Genomic DNA, 19,018 nt, shown 5'->3' with positions numbered 1-19,018 from the left:
ATGTCGCACCGCCCACCGAACCCGAGTGGGCGCGTGACGTCGGCGAAGATCGTTATCGCCGGTGGATTCGGCGTCGGTAAGACGACGCTGGTCGGCTCGGTCTCGGAGATCACGCCGCTGACCACCGAGGCCATCATGACCTCTGCCGGCGTGGGCGTCGACGACACCCGGCAGGTGCCGGGTAAGACGACGACCACGGTGGCTATGGACTTCGGCCGGATCTCGATCGACCGTGACCTGATCCTGTACCTGTTCGGTACGCCGGGTCAGACCCGATTCTGGTTCATGTGGGACGAACTGGTTCGGGGCGCCATCGGTGCGGTCGTGCTTGTCGACACGCGCCGGCTGGCCGACTGCTTCGCGGCGATCGACTTCTTCGAGCACCGACGCCTCCCGTACCTGGTGGCGATCAACTGCTTCGACGGGATGCAGTACCACGACCCGCAGGACGTTCGGGACGCCTTGGCGATCTCGAGCGACGTGCCGGTGGTGGCCTGCGACGCCCGTAACCGGGAGTCGACGAAGCACGTGCTGATCTCGCTTGTCGAGTACGTGCTCACCATGCGTCGTACGCGCGCGGTCGCCCCGGCCTGATCGGGCATCGCACGCCCGGTGGTGGCTCCGGCCGCCACCGGGCGTCGCGCCCTGTCCGCCGTACCCTGCACGCCGCTTCTCGAGATCTGGAAGGTGTCGCCCCCTACCGGGGCGCGGCTCTTCCACGATCTTCGAGGAGCGGCGTTGTCGTGTCCGCGGGACGGCGCGCTGACGCGAGCGCGCCCCCAGCCGGTCGACTGGGGGCGCGCTCGTGGACGCCAGAGGGGTGTGTCGGTCAGGACTGGTAACCGGCGGAGCGGTACTCGTACTCCCGGTCGTCGTCGCGGTCCCCGTGGTCGCGGCTGAAGTCCCAGCCGCCGGCCGCCTCGCGACCGGGCCGACCACCCACCGCGAAGCCGCCGATCTCCTGTCCGCGACGCCAGCCACGGAAGTAGCCGGTGGTGTTCTCCGCGAGGCTCGCCGCATCACGCACTATCCGCAACGGGCGTTCCTCGCGCAGCGGAGAACCAGGGACCAGGTTGGCCTGTGGCACGCGCTTGGGCAGCCCGGCGTTGGTCTCGGCACCCACCGCGGGGCGGGCTGCCTGCTCGGCGGCCTGCCAGCCGGTGTCGGCAGTGGTCGACCAGTCCAGGTCGGACTCCTCGGCCTGACCGACGAACCAGGCCGACTTGGCCTGCGCGAAGATCAGCAGGTCGCCGTCGCCCTCGTCGGCGACCGGTGGCGGGCGGTGCTCGACCGGAGGGGATCGGCGCTCCAGCGGAGGCGGCCGGTGCTCCACCGGGGGTGCCGGCCGGTGCTCGGGGGCGCGGTCGGTGCGCGCGGCTGCTCGACCGCCGCGAGCGGCCTGCTCCCGGTCGACCAACCGCAACGGCGGCGTCTCCAGGTGCGCGTCGGCCGGCTGGTTGAGCCCCTCACGCAGCGCCCGGTCAGCGAGCGGCGGTGGCTCCACCAGCCGCAGCATGGGGGGCTCCTGGGGCAGGTCGTCCGCCAACCAGGGTGGGGTGACCCGACCGTCGGCGCGACCCGGGTCGGTCGGCGCGTCGATACCGCGGCCGCCACCGTACGAGTAGGGGGCCGGGTTGTTCGGCGAACTGTCGGCCGGGTCCTCCGGGTTGTTGACAAGCGGCCAGTTGGCCCGGGAGCCGGGCGGTGCCGACTCCTGACCAGGCCGGGGGGTCGGCACCGGAATGCTGAGATCGGTGGCGCTGAACCCGCCGGTCGGCGGCTCCTCGACCGGGCGTTGCAGGTGGCTCGGCCGGGGCTCGCCGTTGGTCTTGGGGCGAGGCGGGATGACCGTGCGCTGCCGCTCCGCCCGCGCGTGGTTGATCGCGGCAGTGGTCAGCGTCGGCCGGAACGGCTCACCGGCCTCCGCTGGCGGCACCATGCCCCGCTGGGCGGGTGCGATCGGGGTGATCCCGGGCGGCGGAGGAGGCGGAGACGACACCGGTCGGTTGGTCGGGCCGTCGATTCGGTTGGGGTTCGGATCGGTGCGCCCGGGAAGCGTGGACGACGGCGGACCGGCCGTCGCCGCCGGGGCCATCGGCGCGGGTGCCACCGGCGGCGGCGTGACCGGCGGAGGGGCGACCGGTGGCGGCCCGAGTGGGCGGGGCGACGTCAGCGGTGCGTTACCGGGGACCGGCTCAGGGCGGCTGCGCCGCCCGACGGCCGGTGCGGGGTCGACCGCGGGCGGGGTGGGTCGGACCGGACGCAGACCGGCACCGGTGCCGGCCAGGCCAGTCAATCCCACGTTGGTGCCGGCCAGGCCGGTCAGCCCCGCGTTGGTGCCGGCCAGGCCGGTCAGCTCGCCGACCGTCTCGCCGCGGCGGGCAGCGGCACGGCGGCCGGGCGCCTGGGCGGGCGTGCTGACCCGGGAACTGAGCGCGCTGACCAGCGCCTCACACCCCGCGTCGCAGGCCCGCACGGAGGCGACGGCCTGCCGGACCGTCTCGGCCACCGCGGACGTGAGCGCCCGGTTGACCGCGGCGCGGCGCGGCGTCTCGGAGATGGCGACCCGCAGTGCGGTGACCGCCTCGTTGATCTCCTCGGCGTCGGCGACCCCGTCGGCGGCGAGGTGCGCGGCGATGGCATCCGCCGCGACGGACACCTCGCGGCCCCGGGCGACGGTGCCGCCGAGCATGCCCGGCTCGGGCAGCGCGTCCAGCACCGCCAGCGAGACCGGCTCGGCCGGATCCGGGTACGCGCGCAGCGCCGCCGGGTAGAGCTCACGCAGCACCTCGCGCAACGCCACGGCGGCGGAGTGCCGACCGCTGGCCAGAGCGGCGTGCGCGGAGAGCACCTGCTTGTAGCCGGCGAGGTCCCGGGGTGCCGGCAGGGTGACCGCGGAGAGCGCGCCCGCCTGTAACGCGCGGGCCAGGCCGACGGCCCGTCGTTCGGCCGGAGGCGACTGCATCTCCTCCAACGAGTCGTCATCGGCGAACCGCTCGGCGAAGTCGTCCACCGAGTCGTCGTCCGCGATGGCCAACGGCCGTCCCGCCGCGCTCAGCAGCGAGGTGACCGTGTGGTCGTCGCTGTCGGCGGCGATGGCCGCACCGCTCGGCCCGCCCGACCGCTCCACGAGCAGCGCGACGAGCTGGGCGTAGCCAGCGGCGTCGTCGCTGATCTCGCAGACATGCAGCAGACGGCCTGCGTCGTCGACCACAGCGGACGTCAGCGTCGAACCGGCGGAGGCCGGTCGGTCAGCCGGATCCGCCGAGGCCAGACCGCAGTAAACGCGCACGAGCGCCACGGCGTCGTCCTCCTCCCGGGACAGGTCTTTCCTCTGCCAGCAACTGATGCTCCCCGGTACGGGTCAGTCGCGCCAGTCCACCACCGCAGAGATCTTGCCGACAATGGTGCGCCAACCCAAACTCGCGGTCTGTGCTCCGATCTTCTTCAGCCGCCGCCGACCCATGAAAGCGCCGATCCCGCCGTTGGTGGTGGCACGCAGCGCCTCGTCCAGGTCGTCCAGGCTGGAGCCGGCGGAGAGCATGTCGAGTACCGCAGGCAGCCGCAACGCGTACGAGATGTCCCGTGCGATCTCGCCAGCCTCGATCAGCAGGGTCGAATCCCAGGTGTCGTGCCCGCCGCGCAGGTTCTCCACGACCAGGTCGAGTTCGTAGGTGTCCTCGTCGAGCGGAGCGATGTCGGCCGGCTCCACCCGTTCGGACAATTCATTCCAGCTGTCCAGTTGGGACAGATCGTTGGGCGCACCGGACCGGATGAAACTGACCAACGACTCGGGGGTCTTGAACAGCAGCAGCTTGCCCTGGTTGCTGAGGAAGACCGGCACCTCCTCGTCGTCCGCCTCGTCCGTGACGTCCTCGTCGGCCTCGGTCTCGTCCTCGGCCTTGCCGGCGCCCCGGCGGTCCGTCGACTCGTCCTCGTCGCTGTCGGCGAACTCGTCGGCCAGCTCCTCGTCGAGGATGACGACCGTCTCGTCGTCCTCCTCTTCGACGACCTGGCGGCGGGCGAGGAACGGGTCGTCCTGGTCGCGTTCGGTGACGTCGGTCGGGGTCAGCGAGCTGGCCGGCCGGTACGCCCGCAGCGTGTAGCCGGTGCCGGCGGGCAGGGCGATCTCCACCGGATCGATGCGCAGCTCGTCCCAGAGTGAACGGTCGACCGAGGCCGACGCGCGGTCGGTCTCCTCGGCCTGATCTGGCTCGGCCGCGCCGGTGGTGTCGTCGAGCTCGGGCTCGTCGGCGTCGGGCCGTTGGGGCGACTGGCGGGCCACGCTGACCTCCGTGTGCTTCGGGTTGCCCACCCGCCGGGGTCTCTGACCGACGAGTGACTCTGGGCACATACCCTAGTCGGCGGCCCGGGGTGACCGATGCCCGCACCCCGGTGGCCGGTTGGCGCATGGGTTCGACCTGCTGGTGACTGCCGCTGGCGAAGCGACCGTTCGACAAGTAGCGTAGCTACGCATGAAGGCCCAGTCGTTGCACGGCCATCTCGACGCTCTGCTGCTCGCCGTGCTGGAGCAGGGCGAGCAGCACGGCTACGCCATCATCGAGGCGCTGCGTGAGCGCAGCGACGGCAGCCTGGACCTGCCCACCGGCACGATCTATCCGGCGCTACGTCGTCTCGAACGTGCGGGGCACGTGGCGAGCACCTGGAGCACGGTCAACGGTCGGGAGCGGCGGACGTACCAGCTCACCGACTCCGGCCGCCGGGCGCTGGCCGGGGAGCGTGCCGGTTGGCACGAGTTCCAACTGACCGTCGGCCGGTTCCTCGATCCCGGCAGCCCACCGGTCACCCCGGCCTGACCCCCCGGGCCCGGGTCAGCGGGCGACGGCCAGGAGCCAGCCGCGCGTCGCGCGGGTCAGCGAGAAGTACGCCCCGCCCACCAGCACCGCACCGATGATCATCGGTGGCCAGCGCAGCGCCTCGTCCCAGAGGTTGAGTGACCAGGTGAAGAGGGCACAGCCGGCAACCATGCCAAGGGCCAGCAGACCGGTCAGGCCGGCGCCCACCGCGCGTTGCGCCACGGCCAGGCCCGGCCGGGGCGACCTGGCGCTCGCCGTGACCACCAGCAGACCGGCCACCGCGACCAGCAGCGTGCCGATCCAGATCCAGTCGACCGACTGGGAGAGCAGCACGTAACCGGCCGGCGGGCGGGGGCCGTCGCTCCAACTCGCCCCGCGCCAGGTCAGGTCGCCGGCGGCCATCCCCACACCGGCGACGGCCAGCATCCGCAGGGAGAGACCGCGCAGCGCGCCCACCGCCAGCTCGGCCTGCCAGGAGGGGAGCAACTGCGCCGGTGAGCCGAACTCGACCACCGCCCGGCGCTGCGCCTCCGTGGGGGGCACACCCCTCTCCTGGTACGCCTCGACGGCGTCCAGCAGCCCGTGCCGGGCCTCGGTCAGCAGGTCGGTCTTGAGTCGCGCCGGCCCCTGCAGGCGGGCAGCCAACTCCTGCAGGTGTTCGTCGACCAACACATCCTCACCGCGCGGCATGGCACCACCCTGCCACGACTTCACCACACCGACCTCGGGGGGAACCCTGGTCCGCCCCGGAGGACGGTCAGGGGGCGAGCGCCAGGTAACCCCGTTCGGCCGCCGCCTGAAGCAGCCACTGGTCCCGGTACCAGCCGTCGGTGGCGACCAACTCGGTGTGCCGCCCCCGCTGGATCACCCGCCCGCCGTCGAGGACGACGATCTCGTCCAGCCCGGCCAGCCCGCTGAGCCGGTGGCTGATCAGCAGCACCGAGTGCCCGACGGGGGTGGCGGCGAGAGCGGACGCGAGCACCGCGTCCGCGGCGCTCGGGTCCAGCCCCTCGGTGGGCTCGTCGAGCACCAGCACCGGCGGCGCGGCGAGCAGGGCCCGGGCGAGGGCCAGCCGTTGCCGCTGCCCACCGGAGAGCTGCCCGCCCTCCTCGCCGACCAGCGTGTCCCAGCCGGCCGGCTGGGCGCGTACCCACTCCAGCAGGCCGGCGGCCGCGGTGGCTGCGCTCAGCTCCTCCTCGTCTGCCCCGGCGCGCCCGAGCAGCAGGTTCTCCCGCACGGTGGCGTGGAAGACGTACGCCTCGGCGAGCAACCCGCCGACCGCGCGGGGCAGCGCCTCCTCGGCGTACGCCGAGAGATCTTGACCATCCAGGGTGACCCGGCCGGCCGCCGGCCGGACGGTGCCGGTCAGCACGGCGGCCAGGGTGCTCTTGCCGGCGCCGCTCGGGCCGACCACCGCGATCCGGCGCCCCGCCGGCAGGTCCAGGCTGACACCGTCCAGGGCGGGTGCTGCCCCGGCCCGGTACCGCACCGTCACCTCGTCGAAGCGCAACTCGTGTGGGCCGGCCAGGTCGGTGCTGCCGTCCGTGGTCGGGCGACCCGGCGTGCCCGGGTCGAGCAGCGCGGCCACCCGGGCCAGGCCGGGCCGCAGTTGCGTCCACTGTCGGGCCGCCCCGACAAGCGCCAGTGTCACCTCGACGGCGGCCAGTGCGCCGACGGCCAGGACGCCCACCAGCACCCCCGGTACGTCGGCGGCCAGCGCGGCCAGCACCACCGCCGCGGCGGTCGACCCGGCGGTCAGCACCCCGGCCGCGTCCACCGCGAACCCGGTGGCGGCCAGCCGGCGTTCCAGCCGGGCCAGCCGTCGGGCGCGCTGCCCGGCGGCGCGCAGGGCACCGTCGGTCGCCCCGAACGCGGCCAGGTCGGCAGCGCCGTGGGTCAGGTCGATCGCGTCGGTGGCCAGTGCGCCGCGCAGCGGGGCCACCTCGGCCGCGCTGCGGCGGGTGACCACGGTGGCCAGCGCGGGTAGCGCCACGCCGGCAACCAGTAGCCCGACGGCCAGCGCCCCGGCGGCCGGCGGCGAGATCAACCCGGCCCCGGCGACCGCCAGCACCCCGACCAGGGCCGCCGCCGATCCCGGGACCAGCACCCGCAGCAGCAGATCCTGAACCGCCTCGACGTCGGAGACCAGCCGGCTCAGCACGTCTCCCGACCGGTGTACGGCGTTGCGGCGGGCCGCGAGGGTGGCGAACACCCGGGCCCGGACATCGGTGATCATGCGGAGCACCGCGTCGTGCCCGGCGAGCCGTTCGGTGTAGCGCAACACGCCCCGACCGATCGCCAGCGCCCGGACCGCGACGATCGCCACGGTGAGCCGGTCCAGTGGGGGCTGCCCGGCGGCGCTCATCAACAGCCAGGTGGCCGTGGCCATCAGGGCCAACCCGGCGAACTCGGTGGCGGCCGCGAGCAGCCCGGCGCCAACGAGGCGACCCAGGTACGGCCGGGCCAACCGCAACACGGCCCGCTCGGCGGCGACCCGCCCGCCCGCTGCGGCGGCGCTGCTCTTCCCGCCCGCGGCGGCGCTGGTCTGCCCGTCTGCTGCGGTGGCGCTGGTCTGCCCGTCCGCTGCGGCGGCCGGTTGCCCGTCTGTCGGGTCCGGTCCGTGTGCCGCGGTCATCGGGGTGCCCCTCCGGTCGGCTCGGGCGTCAGCTCGGTGACCCGACCGTCCTCGACACGCAGGATCCGGTCGGCGTCGACGAGCAGCGCCGGTCGGTGTGCGACAAGCAGCGCGGTGCGCCCGGCGACCAGCCGGCGGGTGGCGTCGAGCACCACCGCCTCGGCCGCGGTGTCCAGTCGGGCGGTGGGTTCGTCGAGCAACACCACAGGTGCGGCACGCAGGAACGCCCGGGCCAGCGCGACCCGCTGCCGCTGCCCGCTGGACAGCCCGTGGCCGCGTTCGCCGAGCAGGGTGCCCAGGCCGTCCGGCAGGCCGGCCACCACGTCGTCCAGGGCGGCGTCGTGCACCGCGGCGGCGAGTGCGTCAGCGGGTGTGTCCGGTGCGCCGAGCCGGATGTTGTCGGCGAGTGAGGCGGCGAAGAGGTGGGCCCGTTGCGGCACCCAGGCGAGTTGCCGACGCCAGGCGTCCAGGTCGGCGGTGGCGAGGTCGACCCCGTCCACGGTGACCCGGCCACTGGTCGGGGTCACGAAACCGAGCAGCAGGCCGAGCAGGGTGCTCTTGCCGGCGCCGCTGGGCCCGATGACGGCGATCCGTTCGCCGGGCCGGATGGTCAGGGTCACGTCGCGCAGCGCGGTGGTCCGCTCGTACGCCACGGTCACCCCCTCGAACCGGATCTCGCGTCGCGCGTCCGGTGCGGTGGCGCCCTCGGCGGCCCGGGGTGCGGCGGGCTCGGCCGAGATGGTCAGTGCCTCGTCCAGCGCGGCGAGCCCCTCCATGCTGGCGTGGAAGCGGCTGCCGGCCGACCGCAGCGGCAGGTACGCCTCCGGGGTGAGCAGCAGCACCAGCAGCGCGGTCCGCAGGGCCAGCCCGCCGTCGAGCAGCCGGATGCCGACCGGCACCGCCACCAGGGCCACCGAGAGGGTGGCGACCAGCTCCAGCACCAGCGCGGAGAGGAACGCGATCCGCAGCGTCTTCATGGTGGCCACGCGGTGCCCGTCGGCCATCCGGCGCACCACGTCGGTCTGCGCCCGGGCCCGCCCGAACGCGCGCAGCGTGGGCAGCCCGGCGACCATGTCCAGGAAGTGCCCGCCGAGCAGCGACAACCGTCGCCACTGCCGTTCGGTGGCGGCCTGCGCCTGCCAACCGAGCAGTGCGCCGAAGACCGGGATCAGCGGCAGGGTCAGCGCGATGATCACCGCCGAACTCCAGTCGGCGAAGACGACCCGGGCCAGCACCGCGAGGGGCACCGTCACGCTGAGCACCAGCTGCGGCAGGTAGCCGGTGAAGTAGGCGTCCAGCGCGTCCAACCCACGCCCGGCCAGGGTGGCGATCGCACCGGCCCGCTGCCCGGCCACCCAACCCGGGCCGTGCCGGCCCACCGCGCCGAGCAGGTCGGCCCGCAGCGCGGCCTTGACCGTGGCGGCGACCCGCGCCGAGACCGTGCCTTGTGCCCAGACCAGCGCCGAGCGGGCCCCGACCGCGACCACGAAGCCGGCCAACGCCTGCCGATCCAGCCGACCGTCGACGGCGGTGGCCAGCACCGACGCGAGCGCGGTTGCCTGCGCCACGATCAACCCGGCGGCGACCACACCCAGCAGCGCGAGCACGGCAAGATCGCGCCGGGCCGCGGGGACCCGGCGCAGCAGACGCGGGTCGAACGGACGGCGGTTCACCAGTACACCGGTGCCCTACCGTCGGTCCGTCCTCGGAAAACCCACCAGCACATCGCCTGGAAGCCTAGTAGGGCCGGAAGGAGCGGCAGCGCCACCCAGCCCAGCAGCCGCAGTGTCGGTGCGCTGGCGGCCGCGTCGGCCACCGTCAGCGAGGCGCCCGGATCGGTCGTGGACACCAGCACGTAGGGCCAGAGGGCCGCGCCGACCAGCACCACCGGCAGCGCCAGGGCGGTGCCGGTGGCGACCAGGGCCCACCCCGGCCGCCGCCGTGCCAGCGCCGCGCGGGCCGCCAGCAGCGCCACCACGAGGAGCACCGGCAGGAGTACGGCCACCGTCGGTCGCTGGACCGCGTCGCGTACCCGGGCAGACAGCAGGCCCACGACGGTGGCCAGCGCGACCGCGGTGAGCGCCACCCGCACCAGCCGGCGAGCGGTGCGGCCGAGCACGGCGGCCTCGGCGCTCGGCAGTCGCAGCGCGAGGAAGGTCGCCCCGTGCACCGCGACCAGAGCGACCATGGCCAGCCCGGCGGCGGCCGCGAACGGGGTGGCGAGGTGCGACACACCGGCGACGTGCCCGTCGGCCTGGCGGGGTACGCCCTGCAACAGTGCGGCGAGCACCACACCCCAGCCCAGTGCGGCGAGTGCGCTGCCGATCGTCACGATGCGGTCCCACCGGGCGCGGATCCGCTCGTCGGCGTGCCGGCTGCGCAGTTGCACCCCGGCGGTGACCAGGATGACGCCGACCAGGGCGCCGGCGACGGCCGGATAGCAGCCGGCGAGCAACTCGCCCTCCAGCACCGGAAACGCGCCGAACAGGATGCCCACGGCGGCCACCAGCCACACCTCGTTGCCGAGGAAGAACGGGCCGAGCGCGGTGAGCGCGGCCCGCCGCCCGGCGGGGCTTCCACCCCGCGCGAGCAGCAGCCCGACGCCGTAGTCGTAACCGGCGAGCACCAGGTAGCTGGCGAAGAAGAGGCCGAGCAGGGCGTACCAGGCGAGGTCCACGGTCTTCTCCTCAGATGCTCAGACGAGGGCGGGTTCGGGAAGGGCCGGCTCGTCGGGCATCGCCGGCGGGCGGCCGAGTGCCGGGTCGACCGCGCCGCGCTTGGCGTGCCGGGCCAGCAGCACCCAGTTCGTGACGGCGAGGGCACCCAGCAGCAGGCTGAACCCGATCAGCGAGGCCAGCATCAGCGGTGCGCCGACCGGGGAGACCGCCTGCTCGGTGGGGAGCAGCCCGTACGCCACCCAGGGTTGCCGGCCGACCTCCCGGGAGATCCAACCGAGGATCACCGCGACGAACGGCAGTGGCAGCGCCAACAGGATCAGCCAGAGCGGGAAGCGCAGCCTGATGATCCAGTCGCGGAAGAGCAGGGGGAGCAGCAACCAGACGCAGCCGAGGGTGAAGCCGATCAGGATCATGAAGCCCAGCCCGACGCTGGACAGCACCGGCGGGGTGTAGTCGCCGGGGCCGAACCGCGTGGTCCACTCGGCGATCAGTGCCTGGGCCTCCGGGCCGTCGCCGCCGAACTTGGTCGGCTGCACCGAGCCCACCGGGCCGAACTGGGCGAAACCGAAGCCCTGCACCATCGAGATGGCCAGCGCCGCGGTGACCAGACCGATCCGCAGCGAGGTGCGGAAGAACGCGAAGTCAGGGGTACGCCGCAGCAGGTGCCACGCGCTGACCGCCGCCATCAACATCCCGCCGACAAGCAACGCGGCCGAGACCACGTGCCCGAAGGCCATGCCGAGGGTGGGGTTGGTCAGGAGCGCGCGGAAGTCGGTGAGATGGGCGATCCCGTCGCGGACCTCGTATCCGACCGGGTTCTGCAACCAGGAGTTGGCCACCATGATCCAGAACGCCGACGCGTACGCGGTGATCGCCACACCCCACAGCAACGCGAGGTGGACGCCCTTGCGGAGCCGGTGCCAGCCGAAGATCCACATCCCGAGGAACGTGGACTCCAGGAAGAACGCCACGAGCGTCTCCAGGGCCAGCGGCGCACCGAAGACGTTGCCGACGTAGCGCGACAGACCACTCCAGTTCAGCCCGAACTGGAACTCCATCACGATGCCGGTGGCGATGCCGAGCACGTAATTGATCACGTAGAGCTGGCCCCAGTAGCGGGTGAGCCGCTCCCACTTCGGATTACCGGTGATCACCCAGGCGGTCTGCATCCCGACCAGCAGGGTGACCAGCCCGAGCGTGACGACCACGAACAGGAAGTGGATCGAGGTGGTAGTGGCGAACTGCAGGCGGGCGAGGAGCAGGGTGTCCATGGCCGGCTCTCCGTAGTGTTGGCTCCCTTGTCGTAGTCACCCTACACGTAGTTTCTCTACATGTCCGACTACTACGCCTTGTCGTAACCCAGTCTACGACAAGACGTAGTAGTCGTGCCGCCGGGGAGATCGTGCTCGATCGTGGATGCAGTGGCCTCGGCGGCCGTGGAATGCCACTCGATCCTGGTTCGAGCACGATCGTGGGCTTCGAGAGGCGGGCGCGAGGCGGAAGCGGGAACGTGGGTGCGGGTGCGGGTGCGGGTGCGGGTGCGCGGGTCGAGGGCCCCGGGGTGCGGGAGCGGGCGAGGGCCCCGAGGCGCGGGGTGCGGGGCGAAGGCCGCGAGGGTGCGGGAGTGCGGGGCGAAGGTGCGGGGTGCGGGTGCGCGGGGCGCGAGGGCGCGGGGTGCGGGAGCGGGGCAAGGGCCGCCAGTGTGCGGGGCGGAGGCGGAGGCATGGAAGCGCGGTGCGTGGGGCGCGCCGCGGTGCGCGGAGGCGCGGGGTCAGGGCCAGGAGGTTGGGGCTCGACTCAGCTCAGGAAGAGGGAGATCGGGAGGGCGACCAGCGTGGTGGCGACCGCGAGGGCGGTGGCGCCGAGCACCCGGGGCGGCCGGTCGCTGACCAGGAGACGCTGGACCCGTACGTCAAGATCCCGGTCGCCCACGCCCAGCGCGCCCGCCGGGGTGATTCGGTGACCGGCGGCGGCGAACCGGCGCAACGCTCCCGCAAGCGGTGCTTCGGCGTGCAGCTCACGGGCCTTGTCGTCGGCCCGCATCTCGACCAGCAGGGCGACCCGCTCATGGGCGTCGCGGACCCAGGCGAACCACGGCAACGCGCGGCACAGCGCGGTGAACGGCAACAGCACCAGGTCGTGCCGCTCGTGGGCGTGCGCGCGCTCGTGGCTGAGCACCGCGGCCAACTCGGCCCGGTCCAGCAGGCTCAGCGTGCCGGCGCTGACCACCACCTGCGGCTTCACGCCCGGCAGGCAGTACGCGGCGGCACTCGGATGATCCAACACCAGCGCGCCGGGCGCGGCCGGGTCGTCGCGGGCGACCAGGGAGAGTAGGTCCCGGTGCCGGCGCTGCGCGCGTACGGTGCCGTGGATGCTGCGTACGGTCGTGGTGACCAGCACCGCGCCGATGCCGAAGCCCACGCCGACGCCGGCAAGGTGGAAGGTGCTCAACCCGGCCGGCAGGGTGCCGTGGCCGAGGTCATTGGCGAGGGCGAGCAGCGCACTTCCGGTTGGCAGGTCGTACGCGCTCAACCCGAGCGCCATCGGCAGGCCCATCGCGGAGAGACCCAGTGCCAACCCGACGGCCTGCCAGCAGATGATCGCCACCCGGGGGCTGCGCCACGTCCAGGTGGAACGGGCCAGCACCTGAGCCGTCAGATAGCAGGCCAGCATGGTGGCGGCGAAGTGCACGGCGTAGGCCATGGCGCGCGCCCTACCGCTCCGCGGTCTCGCCGGCAGGTCGCCGGCCCACCGGCCCGTCCACCCGGTCGGTCAGGTCGGCACCCGACCCGGCCGGGCTCGGCGCGTTCGGTTCGGCGACACCCGTGCCGCCGCCGGTGGTGTCCAGCCCGGTCTCGTTCCCCAGTGCCGCCCGCAGCACCTCGGCCTCGGTGCCGGTGACCGAGCGGGCGAAGCGCACCAGCGCGGCGTCCCGGCTGCCGCCCAGGTCCAGGGCGTCGAGCATGAGCTGCGCGATGTGCGCCTCGCGGCTGGCCGCCGGCCGGTACCGCCAGGCCCGACCTTCGCGCTCCCGCTGCACCATGCCCTTGCCGGCGAGGCGGTCCAGCACGGTCATCACCGTGGTGTACGCCAGCTCGCGGCCATCGAGCGCGTCGGCCACCTCGCGCACGGTCACACCATCCGACGTGCCGGGAACCACGTCCCACAGCACGTCCATCACCGCACGCTCAAGATCGCCCAACCGAGTCACCACCCAATCCTACCCCCGGTAGTAGACCCCGACCCCCCACCCACCCATGCCACCCCTCGGCCCCCTCCGCCCACGCCGCCTCCACCCACCCTCCGCCGATGATCATGAGGTTGGCCGACCCTGGCGAGATCAACACCCCGCCAACTCCATGATCACCGTGTCCGGCCAGGGCGCCGGCGCAAGATCTGCGCAAGAACAGGGATATTGCTGCCTCGGGCGCGCCGGAGACAGCAATATCACCGAAATTGCGCGGATCTTGAACGGCGCGCGGGGCGGCGGGGGAGGGCGCTCGGGTGGAAGTGCGCACGGGGACGGCGCGAACGGACGGAGGGCGCGCAAAGATGGCGCGCAGAGCCGCGGTGCAGGCCCGGGGCGGAGGGCGCGCAGGGCGGGGGCGCAGGGCGCGGAGGGGCGCAGGGCGCGGGGCGGACGGTTGTGGAGGACCGGGGTCCCCCAAACGCCCGCTGGCTGGTGCCCCAACCCGGGGCACCAGCCAGCGAGATCAACGCCATGACGAGCCTGGCCCGCGTCAGGTTTTCCGGGAGTGCCCGCCCACGCAGGGATCAAGCCTGACCGCCCGGAGTGGGTGGGCTCCCCCGGAGAACCCAAAGGCCGAGAAAGACGATCACACCCCCTTGGGGTGCCACACCGTCTTCGTCTCCAACAGCGCGGTCATCGGCGCCACCCCCGGGTCGGCGGTCCAGTCGTGGTCGGCCGGGGCCGGGCGGAGCACCCGCTTGAGGTTCTCCGCGGCCTTGACCTCGAGGTCGGTGGCGAGTGCGGTGTCGGTCACCCCGGTCAGGTCGATCGCATTGACGTCCATGTGGGCCGCCAGCGCCGGCGCGGTCTCGGTGATCGCGCCGGTGAGGATGTTGACCACCCCGCCGGGCAGGTCGGAGGTGGCCAGCACTTCGGCCAGCGTCACCGCCGCCAAGGGCTCCGACGGCGACGCCGCCACCACCACCGTGTTGCCGGTGACGATCGCCGGGGCGATGACGCTGACCAGGCCGAGCAGCGCCGGGCGTTCCGGGGCGACCACCGCGACCACGCCGGTCGGCTCCGGGGCGGAGATGTTGAAGTAGGGGCCGGCGACGGGGTTGGCACCGCCGTAGACCTGGGCGAGCTTGTCGGCCCAGCCCGCGTACCAGACCCAGCGGTCGACCGCGGCGTCCACCTCGTCGCCCGGGATGCCGAGGGCGACGAACTGCCCGCGGCGGCCCTCCAGCATCTCGGCGGCACGGTAGAGGATCTGACCCCGGTTGTACGCGGTCGCGCCGGCCCAGCCCTTGACGGCGGCGCGGGCGGCGACCACCGCGTCCCGGGCGTCCTTGCGGGAGGCCAGTGACACATTCGAGGACTGCACGAGATACGACCGTCCCGACTCGCTGCGCGGGAACTTCCCGCCGATGAAGAGCTTGTACGTCTTGCGTACCGCGACCCGCTCAGACATTGAGGTACCCCTCCAGCCCGTGCCGGCCGCCCTCGCGACCGTAGCCCGACTCCTTGTAGCCACCGAACGGCGAGGTGGGGTCGAACTTGTTGAACGTGTTGGCCCAGACCACCCCGGCGCGCAGCCGGTCGGCCATCCACAGGATCCGGGAGCCCTTGTCGGTCCAGATGCCGGCCGACAGCCCGTACGGCGTGTTGTTGGCCTTTTCCACGGCCTCGGCCGGCGTGCGGAAGGTGAGCACCGACAGCACCGGGCCGAAGATCTCCTCCCGGGCGACGCGGTGGGCCTGGGTGACGCCGGTGAAGATGGTCGGCGCGAACCAGAAGCCGCGGTCGGGCAGGTCGCACGGCGGTGACCAGCGTTCGGCGCCCTCGGCCGAGCCGGCGTCGGAGAGTTCGCGGATCCGTTCCAGCTGGGCGGCGGAGTTGATCGCCCCGACGTCGGTGTTCTTGTCCAGTGGGTCGCCGACGCGGAGTTGGGCCATCCGCCGCTTCAGCGACTCCAGCACGCGGTCGGCGACGTTCTCCTGGACGAGCAGCCGGGAGCCGGCGCAGCAGACGTGCCCCTGGTTGAAGAAGATGCCGTTGACGATGCCCTCGACGGCCTGGTCGATGGGGGCGTCGTCGAAGACGATGTTGGCGGCCTTGCCGCCCAGTTCCAGGGTGAGCTTCTTGCGGGTGCCGGCGACGGAACGGGCGATGGCCCGGCCGACCTCGGTGGAGCCGGTGAAGGCGACCTTGTCCACGCCGGGGTGCTCGACCAGCGCACGGCCGGTGTCGCCGGCCCCGGTGAGGATGTTGACCACACCGGCCGGCAGGTCGGCCTGCTGGCAGATCTCGGCGAACAGCAGCGCGGTCAGCGGGGTGGTCTCGGCGGGCTTCAGCACCACCGTGTTGCCGGCGGCGAGCGCCGGGGCGATCTTCCAGGCCAGCATGAGCAGCGGGAAGTTCCAGGGGATGACCTGCGCGGCCACGCCGATCGGCCGCGGGTTCGGCCCGAAGCCGGCATGACCCAGCTTGTCGGCCCAGCCCGCGTAGTAGAAGAAGTGCGCGGCGACAAGCGGCAGGTCGACGTCGCGGCTCTCCCGGATCGGCTTGCCGTTGTCCAGCGATTCCAGGACGGCCAGCTCGCGGGAGCGTTCCTGGACGAGCCGGGCGATCCGGTACAGGTACTTGGCCCGGTCCCGGCCCGGCATCGGACCCCAGACCTTGTCGTACGCCTTGCGGGCGGCACGGACCGCGCGCTCGACGTCGGCGGCGCCGGCCCAGGTGACCTCGGCGAGCACCTCCTCCGAAGCAGGGTTGATCGTCTTGTGGAGATCCTCGCCGTCGACGAACTCGCCGTCGATGAACAAACCGTAGGACGGCTTGAGGTCGACGATCGCGCGCGACTCGGGCGCAGGGGCGTATTCGAACATCGGCTATCAGTCCAGGGTGAAGTAGTCGGGACCGGAGTAGACGCCGGTCGTCAGCTTGGTGCGCTGCATCAGCAGGTCGTTGAGCAGGCTGGACGCGCCGAAGCGGAACCAGTCCGGGTCGAGCCAGTCCGGGCCGACGGTCTCGTTGACCATCACCAGGTACTTGATGGCGTCCTTGGTGGTCTTGATGCCACCGGCGGGCTTCACGCCCACCTGCCGCCCGGTCGCCTCGCGGAAGTCGCGGACCGCCTCCAGCATCACCAGGGTCACCGGCATCGTCGCCGCAACCGGGACCTTGCCGGTGGAGGTCTTGATGAAGTCGCCGCCGGCCAGCATGGCCAGCCAGGAGGCCCGTCGCACGTTGTCGTAGGTGGCCAGCTCGCCGGTCTCCAGGATCACCTTGAGGTGGGCGTCGCCGCAGGCTTCCTTGGTGGCCACGATCTCGTCGTAGACCTCCTTGTACCGCCCGGCCAGGAACGCACCCCGGTTGATCACCATGTCGATCTCGTCGGCGCCGGCCGCCACGGCGGCCCGGGTGTCGGCGAGTTTGATCTCCAGCGGCGCCTGGCCGGACGGGAATGCCGTCGCCACGCTGGCCAGGTGAACGATGCCGGGTCCGGCCGGCGCGGCACCGGCTGCCTCGACCGGTCCGCCGGCTGGCCGCCCGACTCCGGCGGCGCTGCCCCGCAGCACCTCGGCGACGTACGGGACCATCGCCGGGTAGACGCAGACCGCGCCGACGTGCGGGCAGGACGGGTCGGCCGGGTCCGGACGCAGCGCCTTCGCGGCGAGCGCGCGCACCTTGCCCGGGGTGTCCGCGCCTTCCAGGGTGGTCAGGTCGACCATGCGGATCGCCAGGTCGATCGCCTGGGCCTTGGCGGTGGTCTTGATGGATCGGGTGCCGAGCTGTGCCGCCCGCTGCTCCGCGCCGACCTGGTCCACGCCGGGTAGGCCGTGCAGGAAGGTCCGCAGAGCGGTCTCGGATCGTCCCAGCTCGGAGAGCTCCGACCGGGCCGACGTCGTTGTCGCCGTCATGCCCCGAAGTCTACGCACCGGAAAGCCAAGTGATCTTGCTCACATCGGGTGGCCGGACGTGAGCGGCATCGCTGGTCCGAGCGCGGCCACACCGCCGAGCCGGGCGGACCGGTAGGTTGAGCGATCGTGGACGTACACGTCATTGACCACCCGCTGGCCCAGTCCAGGTTGACTGCCATGCGGGACGCGCGCACCGATTCCTCGACGTTCCGGGCGGCGCTGCACGAACTGACCACCATGCTGGTGTACGAGGCGGCGCGCACCTTCCCCGTCGAGCGGTACCCGGTGCAGACGCCGGTCACCGGCACCGAGGGCACCCGGCTGGCCAACCCGCCGCTGCTGGTCCCGGTGCTGCGGGCCGGCCTGGGCATGGCGGACGCCGCGCTGGGCCTGCTGCCGGAGTCCTCGATGGGCTTCGTCGGCCTGGCCCGCGACGAGGTGACCTACGAGCCGCGCGCGTACATGGAGTCGTTGCCCCGCGATCTGGCCGGACTGCCGGTGCTGGTGCTGGACCCGATGCTGGCCACCGGTGGCTCGCTGGAGCACTCCTGCCGGCTGCTGGCCGATCGTGGCTGCACCGACATCACCGTGCTCTGCGTGCTCGCCGCGCCGGTCGGCATCGAGCGGCTGGAACGCTCCGGCCTGCCGTTGCGCCTGGTCACGGCCTCGATCGACGAGGGGCTCAACGACCGCATGTTCATCGTCCCCGGGCTCGGCGACGCCGGTGACCGCCAGTTCGGTGGCATGCCCCGGTTCTGAGAACGGCACCCGGTCGATGCCGGGTCGGGCGGGTCCGTGCGCGGTGGTGCGCGGACCCGCTACCGTCTCCGGCCATGACTGGTGTTGCGCTCGCCGAGGAGTTGTTGCTCCTCGCCTACGACGACACGACCGGCAAGGCGACCATGCCGCGAATCAGCCTGGACCTGGGCATGGCCGCCGCGGTGCTGGTCGAGCTGGCCCTGGCCGGCCGGATCGCGTACGCCGACGGATCGTTGGCAGTGATCGACCCGACGCCGACCGGCGAGCCGGTCGCCGACGAGGTGCTGGGCCGGATTGCGGTCGACACCCCGCACAGTCCGGCCTCCTGGGTGCAGCGCCTGCGGCACGGCCTGCGGGACCGGATTCTCGGGGATCTGTGCAGCCAGGGTGTGGTCCGCGACGTCGACGAGACCGAGTTGGGCTTCATCCACGTGCACCGCTACCCGGTCGTGGACGCCTCCGTCGAGGCGGAGACCCGGCAGCGGCTGGCCGAGGCCCTGGCCGGCGCGGCCGCCCCGGACGAGCGGACCGCCGCACTGGCCACCCTGGTCGTGGTGCTGCGGATGGAGTCCGCGCTCGGGGTGAGCGGCGAGACCGCCGCCGACGCGCGCCGCCGGCTGGAGGAGATCGCCACCGGCGCCGGCTTCTCCGGTGAGGTGAGCACCGACGACTCGGTGGTCCGTCCTTCGGTGGGCCTGGTCGTCGCCGCACTGGGCCGGGCCGTCGACCAGGCCCTCGGCCCGCGCCGCTGACCGTCGGGCCGACCCCGCTCGGCGTGCCCTTTGCTCTGCACCCGCCGAGGCGCCACCGGGGCTCTGCACCTGCGGAGGCGCCACTGGGGCTCTGCACCTGCGGAGGCGCCACTGGGGCTCTGCACCTGCGGAGGCGCCGCTGGGGCTCTGCACCTGCGGAGGCGCCACTGGGGCTCTGCACCTGCGGAGGCGCCACTGGGGCTCTGCACCTGCGGAGGCGCCACTGGGGCTCTGCACCTGCGGAGGCGCCACCGGGGCTCTGGT

At 73.1% G+C, this 19,018-nt stretch carries 16 protein-coding genes; 4 read left to right on the top strand and 12 right to left on the bottom strand.

Annotation, left to right across the window (positions count from 1 at the left end; translation table 11 throughout):
* Positions 1 to 594, top strand: coding sequence for an ATP/GTP-binding protein (locus ACGFIW_RS07200; protein WP_007455465.1), 594 nt, complete (start codon positions 1 to 3; stop codon positions 592 to 594).
* A 235-nt stretch (positions 595 to 829) separates the two neighbouring features.
* Here the strand turns inward: ACGFIW_RS07200 and ACGFIW_RS07195 are convergent, their stop codons facing one another.
* Positions 830 to 3,325: a transposase gene (locus ACGFIW_RS07195; RefSeq protein ID WP_393312736.1), complete on the bottom strand. Its 2,496-nt coding sequence runs from the start codon at positions 3,323 to 3,325 to the stop codon at positions 830 to 832.
* Between the two features lie 39 nt (positions 3,326 to 3,364).
* A complete protein-coding gene (locus ACGFIW_RS07190; protein ID WP_393311595.1) occupies positions 3,365 to 4,315 on the bottom strand; it encodes a DNA primase in 951 nt (316 codons plus the stop codon).
* A gap of 160 nt (positions 4,316 to 4,475) precedes the next feature.
* On the opposite strand from ACGFIW_RS07190, the gene ACGFIW_RS07185 reads away from it, so the two are divergent.
* A complete protein-coding gene (locus ACGFIW_RS07185) occupies positions 4,476 to 4,817 on the top strand; it encodes a helix-turn-helix transcriptional regulator (RefSeq protein ID WP_357555621.1) in 342 nt (113 codons plus the stop codon).
* A gap of 15 nt (positions 4,818 to 4,832) precedes the next feature.
* On the opposite strand, the gene ACGFIW_RS07180 is transcribed toward ACGFIW_RS07185, so the two are convergent.
* The 10 genes from ACGFIW_RS07180 to deoC all read right to left on the bottom strand — a co-directional run bounded on the left by ACGFIW_RS07180 (position 4,833) and on the right by deoC (position 17,243).
* Entirely contained in the window at positions 4,833 to 5,507 is a 675-nt protein-coding gene (locus tag ACGFIW_RS07180; RefSeq protein ID WP_393311593.1) for a permease prefix domain 1-containing protein, read from the bottom strand.
* Between the two features lie 67 nt (positions 5,508 to 5,574).
* Positions 5,575 to 7,452, bottom strand: a complete 1,878-nt coding sequence (gene cydC / locus ACGFIW_RS07175) for a thiol reductant ABC exporter subunit CydC (RefSeq protein WP_393311592.1) — start codon at positions 7,450 to 7,452, stop codon at positions 5,575 to 5,577.
* The gene (gene cydD / locus ACGFIW_RS07170; protein ID WP_393311590.1) at positions 7,449 to 9,125 is read right to left on the bottom strand and encodes a thiol reductant ABC exporter subunit CydD; all 1,677 of its coding nucleotides are present in this window, start codon (positions 9,123 to 9,125) and stop codon (positions 7,449 to 7,451) included. The genes cydC and cydD overlap by 4 nt, the downstream gene beginning before the upstream one ends.
* Positions 9,122 to 10,129, bottom strand: a complete 1,008-nt coding sequence (locus ACGFIW_RS07165; protein ID WP_393311588.1) for a cytochrome d ubiquinol oxidase subunit II — start codon at positions 10,127 to 10,129, stop codon at positions 9,122 to 9,124. The genes cydD and ACGFIW_RS07165 overlap by 4 nt, the downstream gene beginning before the upstream one ends.
* Positions 10,130 to 10,147: 18 nt before the next feature.
* On the bottom strand, positions 10,148 to 11,401 hold the full coding sequence (locus tag ACGFIW_RS07160; RefSeq protein WP_393311586.1) for a cytochrome ubiquinol oxidase subunit I: 1,254 nt from the start codon (positions 11,399 to 11,401) through the stop codon (positions 10,148 to 10,150).
* A gap of 526 nt (positions 11,402 to 11,927) precedes the next feature.
* A complete protein-coding gene (locus tag ACGFIW_RS07155) occupies positions 11,928 to 12,833 on the bottom strand; it encodes a M56 family metallopeptidase (RefSeq protein ID WP_393311584.1) in 906 nt (301 codons plus the stop codon).
* Between the two features lie 10 nt (positions 12,834 to 12,843).
* On the bottom strand, positions 12,844 to 13,341 hold the full coding sequence (locus ACGFIW_RS07150) for a BlaI/MecI/CopY family transcriptional regulator (RefSeq protein WP_393311582.1): 498 nt from the start codon (positions 13,339 to 13,341) through the stop codon (positions 12,844 to 12,846).
* A gap of 625 nt (positions 13,342 to 13,966) precedes the next feature.
* Entirely contained in the window at positions 13,967 to 14,791 is an 825-nt protein-coding gene (locus tag ACGFIW_RS07145) for an aldehyde dehydrogenase family protein (RefSeq protein ID WP_393311580.1), read from the bottom strand.
* Complete coding sequence (locus ACGFIW_RS07140; RefSeq protein ID WP_393311578.1) at positions 14,784 to 16,208, bottom strand: aldehyde dehydrogenase family protein; 1,425 nt, start codon at positions 16,206 to 16,208, stop codon at positions 14,784 to 14,786. Before ACGFIW_RS07140 ends, ACGFIW_RS07145 begins: the two co-directional genes overlap by 8 nt.
* 6 nt (positions 16,209 to 16,214) lie before the next feature.
* Positions 16,215 to 17,243: a deoxyribose-phosphate aldolase gene (deoC, locus tag ACGFIW_RS07135; RefSeq protein WP_393311576.1), complete on the bottom strand. Its 1,029-nt coding sequence runs from the start codon at positions 17,241 to 17,243 to the stop codon at positions 16,215 to 16,217.
* Between the two features lie 126 nt (positions 17,244 to 17,369).
* Between deoC and upp the strand changes: the two genes are divergently transcribed.
* Both upp and ACGFIW_RS07125 read left to right on the top strand, forming a co-directional pair.
* Positions 17,370 to 18,002: a uracil phosphoribosyltransferase gene (gene upp, locus ACGFIW_RS07130; protein WP_124862038.1), complete on the top strand. Its 633-nt coding sequence runs from the start codon at positions 17,370 to 17,372 to the stop codon at positions 18,000 to 18,002.
* A 74-nt stretch (positions 18,003 to 18,076) separates the two neighbouring features.
* The gene (locus tag ACGFIW_RS07125) at positions 18,077 to 18,754 is read left to right on the top strand and encodes a GPP34 family phosphoprotein (protein ID WP_393311574.1); all 678 of its coding nucleotides are present in this window, start codon (positions 18,077 to 18,079) and stop codon (positions 18,752 to 18,754) included.
* Positions 18,755 to 19,018: the final 264 nt, after the last annotated feature.

This window comes from Micromonospora sp. NPDC048935 (genome assembly GCF_043197875.1).
Lineage (GTDB): Bacteria > Actinomycetota > Actinomycetes > Mycobacteriales > Micromonosporaceae > Micromonospora.
The sequence above is the reverse complement of the archived record's forward strand: the minus strand, read 5'-3'. Positions and strand labels throughout refer to the sequence as shown.

What these genes read in the sequence shown, in the direction of transcription:
- ACGFIW_RS07160 (WP_393311586.1), bottom strand. Translation starts at nt 11,401, where the DNA reads ATGGACACCCTGCTCCTCGCCCGCCTGCAGTTCGCCACTACCACCTCG.
- ACGFIW_RS07155 (WP_393311584.1), bottom strand. Translation starts at nt 12,833, where the DNA reads ATGGCCTACGCCGTGCACTTCGCCGCCACCATGCTGGCCTGCTATCTG.
- ACGFIW_RS07140 (WP_393311578.1), bottom strand. Translation starts at nt 16,208, where the DNA reads ATGTTCGAATACGCCCCTGCGCCCGAGTCGCGCGCGATCGTCGACCTC.
- deoC (WP_393311576.1), bottom strand. Translation starts at nt 17,243, where the DNA reads ATGACGGCGACAACGACGTCGGCCCGGTCGGAGCTCTCCGAGCTGGGA.
- ACGFIW_RS07125 (WP_393311574.1), top strand. Translation starts at nt 18,077, where the DNA reads ATGACTGGTGTTGCGCTCGCCGAGGAGTTGTTGCTCCTCGCCTACGAC.
- cydC (WP_393311592.1), bottom strand. Translation starts at nt 7,452, where the DNA reads ATGACCGCGGCACACGGACCGGACCCGACAGACGGGCAACCGGCCGCC.
- ACGFIW_RS07180 (WP_393311593.1), bottom strand. Translation starts at nt 5,507, where the DNA reads ATGCCGCGCGGTGAGGATGTGTTGGTCGACGAACACCTGCAGGAGTTG.
- ACGFIW_RS07185 (WP_357555621.1), top strand. Translation starts at nt 4,476, where the DNA reads ATGAAGGCCCAGTCGTTGCACGGCCATCTCGACGCTCTGCTGCTCGCC.
- ACGFIW_RS07145 (WP_393311580.1), bottom strand. Translation starts at nt 14,791, where the DNA reads ATGTCTGAGCGGGTCGCGGTACGCAAGACGTACAAGCTCTTCATCGGC.
- ACGFIW_RS07200 (WP_007455465.1), top strand. Translation starts at nt 1, where the DNA reads ATGTCGCACCGCCCACCGAACCCGAGTGGGCGCGTGACGTCGGCGAAG.